Origin of the sequence: Oerskovia sp. NPDC060287 (assembly GCF_042726775.1) — a bacterium.
GTDB lineage: Bacteria > Actinomycetota > Actinomycetes > Actinomycetales > Cellulomonadaceae > Oerskovia > Oerskovia merdavium.
Genome location: NZ_JBHXBO010000268.1, coordinates 1 through 5105, shown reverse-complemented (window position 1 = coordinate 5105; position 5105 = coordinate 1). Strand labels below are relative to the sequence as shown.

The 5105-nt window shown below is 71.3% G+C and carries 3 protein-coding genes; all 3 read left to right on the top strand.

Annotated elements, in window-relative coordinates:
- Positions 1–91: 91 nt before the first annotated feature.
- The 3 genes from ACFWFR_RS17155 to ACFWFR_RS17145 all read left to right on the top strand — a co-directional run bounded on the left by ACFWFR_RS17155 (position 92) and on the right by ACFWFR_RS17145 (position 5066).
- Positions 92–622: a bifunctional nuclease family protein gene (locus tag ACFWFR_RS17155; protein ID WP_377623813.1), complete on the top strand. Its 531-nt coding sequence runs from the start codon at positions 92–94 to the stop codon at positions 620–622.
- Between the two features lie 208 nt (positions 623–830).
- Entirely contained in the window at positions 831–1424 is a 594-nt protein-coding gene (locus tag ACFWFR_RS17150; protein WP_191802470.1) for a MerR family transcriptional regulator, read from the top strand.
- 243 nt (positions 1425–1667) lie between these two features.
- Positions 1668–5066 (top strand): pyruvate carboxylase, encoded by a 3399-nt coding sequence (locus ACFWFR_RS17145; protein WP_377623815.1) that lies wholly within the window; start codon positions 1668–1670, stop codon positions 5064–5066.
- Positions 5067–5105 lie beyond the last annotated feature (39 nt).

The following is a 5105-nucleotide window of genomic DNA, read 5'->3' as shown; positions in this document are numbered from 1 at the left end:
GTACGTACCCACGTACCGGGGGCGCGGTGCTTCGCGGACGCAGCACGGTCCTGCTCCTGACGGAGCGGGCCACGCGTCGTACGGTGGAGACGTGAGCGACAAGGTGCCGATGGTCCCCGTGGAGGTCCTCGGCGTGCGCCAGCAGCAGGGCGCGGGTCAGGAGATCGTCGTCCTCCTTCTCGACCCGGCGGCCGAGCTCGTGGTGCCGATCATCATCGGGCCACGGGAGGCGAGCGCGATCGCGATGGCCCAGGCCCACCTGAGCGCGCCGCGGCCCATGACGCACGACCTCCTGAGGAACGTCCTGGACGCGCTCGACGTCGAGCTCACGCGTGTCGAGATCGTGGCCCTCGACGACGGGATCTTCTACGCCGAGATGGTGCTGGGAACAGGGGTGCGCGTCGACGCGCGAGCGTCGGACGCGATCGCCGTCGCGGTGCGGACCGGGAGCCCCGTGCTGTGCTCGGCGGAGATCGTGGCACTCGCGGGCGTCGAGCTCGTCGACGGCGAGCAGCAACGGGAGATGGAGCGGTTCCGCGATTTCCTGGATCACGTGACACCCGAGGACTTCGGTCCACCCGAGGAAGGGGAAACGCCCGAAACCCCCGAAAGGGACGCGTGACATTCAGGCTTTACCTGAGACAATAGGCGCACAAGCGTCTATTTTGGACACTCAATCTCGACCTGAGGTCTGGGAAGGGTTCGCCGGGCCAGGGGAGGCCTCCAGGGCCTCCCGGTCACCTGCGACACGCCCGGACTTCGGAGGCTCAGTCGTTGACGGCCTCCGGTCACGGGCCTAGCGTGGAGTCCACATCACCCTTGGAGGCACAGTGAACAGCAGCGGTGGAGCCAGCGCGGAGCCGGGTGCTCCCGTTCCCCATGCGGCACAGGGCCTGCTGTTCGGTGAGGACATCACCGAGCACGACACGAACACCGGGTACCGCGGGCCGACGGCCTGCCGTGTCGCCGGCATCACCTATCGCCAGCTCGACTACTGGGCGCGCACGGGGCTCGTCGAGCCGACGGTCCGTCCCGCCAGCGGTTCGGGCACCCACCGTCTCTACGGCTTCCGCGACATCCTCGTCCTCAAGATCGTCAAGCGACTCCTGGACACCGGGGTCTCCTTGCAGCAGATCCGCACCGCGGTCGACCACCTGCGCGAGCGCGGAGTCGAGGACCTCGCGCAGATCACGCTCATGAGCGACGGCGCGAGCGTCTACGAGTGCACCTCGCCGGACGAGGTCGTCGACCTCGTCCAAGGTGGGCAGGGTGTCTTCGGCATCGCGGTCGGCCGGGTCTGGCGCGAGGTCGAGGGCACGCTCAGCGAGATGCCGACCGAGTCCCTCGCGGACACCGAGGACGCCCCCAGCAGTCCTACGCAGGACGAGCTGGCGCTGCGCCGTCGGGCACGAACAGCGGGCTGAACCCAGGTCGCTCACACCCTCCGACGAGCCCCGTCCTGCCTCCGCAGGGCGGGGCTCGCCCGTGTCGCAGGCCACATTCGCGGCCGCTCGCGACGTCCTGGTGCCCGAACCGTGAAGAAGCCGTGCGAAGATCGCCTGTGGGCGTCCCGGCTCGTGCCGGAGCGACGCCCGTGACGAGCGGGTGCGTGGACCTCTTCTCGCGACGGTCCCGTACCCGACCCACGATGACGGATGGGGTACTTGGTGTTCTCGAAAGTTCTGGTCGCCAACCGCGCGGAGATCGCGGTCCGGGCGTTTCGCGCAGCGTACGAGCTCGGCTCCCGGACGGTGGCCGTCTTCCCCTACGAGGATCGAAACTCCGAGCACCGGCTGAAGGCCGACGAGGCGTACCGGATCGGCGAGGAGGGGCACCCCGTCCGGGCCTACCTCGACATCGAGGAGATCGTGCGCGTCGCCAAGGATGCGGGCGCCGACGCGATCTACCCCGGTTACGGCTTCCTCTCGGAGAACCCGGACCTGGCCCGCGCCTGCAAGGAGGCCGGCATCGCGTTCGTGGGACCGCCCGCCGAGGTCCTCGAGCTCGCGGGCAACAAGGTCCGCGCGCTCAAGGCGGCGCGCGAGGCAGGGATCCCGGTCCTGGCGTCGAGCGAGCCCTCGTCGGACATCGACGAGCTCATCGCCGCCGCCGACGAGATCGGTTTCCCGATCTTCGCCAAGGCCGTCGCGGGCGGTGGGGGGCGCGGCATGCGTCGCGTCGACCGCCGTGAGGACCTGCCCGAGGCGTTGGCCGCCGCGATGCGCGAGGCCGACGGCGCGTTCGGCGACCCGACCATGTTCCTCGAGCAGGCGGTCCTGCGCCCGCGTCACATCGAGGTGCAGATCCTCGCCGACGGCCAGGGCAACGTCGTGCACCTGTACGAGCGCGACTGCTCGGTCCAGCGGCGCCACCAGAAGGTCATCGAGATCGCCCCCGCGCCCAACCTGGACCCCGCGGTCCGTGAGGCGCTGTGCGCCGACGCCGTGAAGTTCGCGCGCTCGATCGGGTACCAGAACGCCGGGACGGTCGAGTTCCTGCTCGACACCGTGGGCGAGCGCGCGGGCCAGCACGTGTTCATCGAGATGAACCCGCGCATCCAGGTCGAGCACACCGTGACCGAGGAGGTCACGGACATCGACCTGGTCTCCTCGCAGATGCGCATCGCCGCGGGGGAGTCGCTCGAGGACCTCGGCATCCGCCAGGAGGACGTCCACGTGAACGGCGCGGCCCTCCAGTCCCGCATCACGACCGAGGACCCCTCCAACGGATTCCGCCCCGACACGGGCCGGATCGTGGCCTACCGCTCGCCGGGCGGTGCGGGCGTCCGTCTCGACGGTGCCACCGCGACCGCCGGTTCGGAGATCTCGGGCCACTTCGACTCGATGCTGGTCAAGCTCACGTGCCGCGGGCGGGACTACCCGACGGCCGTGCGGCGCGCGCGCCGAGCCCTCGCGGAGTTCCGCATCCGCGGCATCCGCACCAACATCCCGTTCTTGCAGGCAGTCCTGTCGGACGCGGAGTTCATCGCGGGGAACCTGTCGACGTCGTTCATCGACGAGCGCCCCGAGCTGCTCGCGGCGCGCGAGAGCGCGGACCGCGGCACCAAGATCCTGAGCTACCTGGGCGACGTGACCGTCAACCGTCCGCACGGGACGGGTCCCGGCGGGATCGACCCCGCCGCCAAGCTTCCCGCGATCGACCTCTCGGTCGCTCCTGTCCCCGGCAGCCGTCAGCAGCTCCTGGAGCTCGGCCCCGAGGGCTTCGCCCGGGCGCTGCGCGCCGAGACCGCGGTCAAGGTCACCGACACGACGTTCCGCGACGCCCACCAGTCGCTGCTCGCGACGCGCGTCCGCACGCACGACCTGGTCACGGTCGCCCCCTACGTGGCGCGCACGACACCGCAGCTCCTGTCGGTCGAGGCGTGGGGCGGGGCGACGTACGACGTCGCGCTGCGTTTCCTCGGCGAGGACCCGTGGGCCCGGCTCGCGGCACTGCGCGAGGCGATGCCCAACGTCGCGCTGCAGATGCTCCTGCGCGGCCGCAACACCGTGGGCTACACGCCGTACCCCACCGAGGTCACCGAGGCGTTCGTCCGCGAGGCCGCGGCCACCGGGGTCGACATCTTCCGCATCTTCGACGCCCTCAACGACGTCGAGCAGATGCGCCCCGCGATCGACGCGGTGCGAGCGACGGGGACCGCGGTCGCCGAGGTCGCCCTGTGCTACACGGGCAACCTGCTCGACCCGGCCGAGTCCCTGTACACGCTCGACTACTACCTCGAGCTCGCCGACCGCATCGTCGACGCCGGGGCGCACGTCCTGGCGATCAAGGACATGGCCGGCCTGCTGCGTCCTGCGGCTGCCGCTCGCCTCGTCACGGCCCTCCGGGAGCGCTTCGACCTGCCCGTGCACCTGCACACGCACGACACCTCGGGCGGGCAGATGGCGACCCTCATGGCAGCGGTCGCCGCGGGCGTCGACGCCGTGGACGTCGCGAGCGCCGCGATGGCGGGCACCACGAGCCAGCCCTCGATGTCCGCCCTGGTCGCGGGCCTCGAGCACACCGAGCGCGACACGGGCCTCTCGCTGCGTGCGGTGTGCGACCTGGAGCCCTACTGGGAGGCCGTACGCCGCCTCTACGCGCCGTTCGAGTCGGGGCTGTCGAGCCCGACGGGGCGCGTGTACGAACACGAGATCCCCGGCGGCCAGCTCTCGAACCTGCGCCAGCAGGCCATCGCGCTCGGCCTGGGGGACCGGTTCGAGCAGATCGAGGCGACGTATGCCGCGGCCGACCGCATCCTCGGCCGGCTCGTGAAGGTGACCCCGTCGTCCAAGGTCGTGGGCGACCTGGCGCTGCAGCTCGTGGCGCGCGGCGCAGACCCGGCCGACTTCGCCGAGAACCCTCAGGACTACGACATCCCGGACTCGGTCATCGCGTTCCTGGGCGGCGAGCTGGGCGACCCGCCCGGCGGGTGGCCCGAGCCGTTCCGCAGCAAGGCTCTCGCGGGCCGGGTCGTGCGCAACGCGGTCACGCCCCTCACGGTCGAGGACCAGGCGGACCTCGACGGGGACTCGGACGCGCGCCGCAACCGGCTCAACCACCTGCTCTTCGCCGGCCCGACCAAGGAGTACGAGGCGTCACGGGCCGCGTTCGGCGACGTGTCGGTGCTGGGTACGCAGGCGTACCTGTACGGCCTGACGCCCGGCGAGGAGGTCGAGGTCTCGCTCGGCCGCGGCGTCAAGCTCCTGGTGGGGCTCGAGGCGGTCGGCGAGCCCGACGAGCGCGGTCGCCGGACCGTGATGTTCACCCTCAACGGTCAGCTGCGCCCGCTCCAGGTGCGCGACCGGTCGATCGAGGTCGACTCGTCGTTGGCGGAGAAGGCCGACCCCGGATCGCCCGGGCAGATCGCCGCGCCGTTCGCCGGCGCTGTGACGCCCGTGGTCCACGAGGGCGAGGTGGTCGAGGCCGGGCAGACCGTCGCGACGGTCGAAGCCATGAAGATGGAGGCCGCGATCACGACGCCCGTCGGGGGCACGGTGCAGCGCGTCGCGATCGGTGCGGTCCAGCAGCTCGAGGGCGGGGACCTGGTCCTGGTCGTCGTCTGATCCGGAGGTCGGCCGCGGGCCGGTGCGGGAGCGTCACGC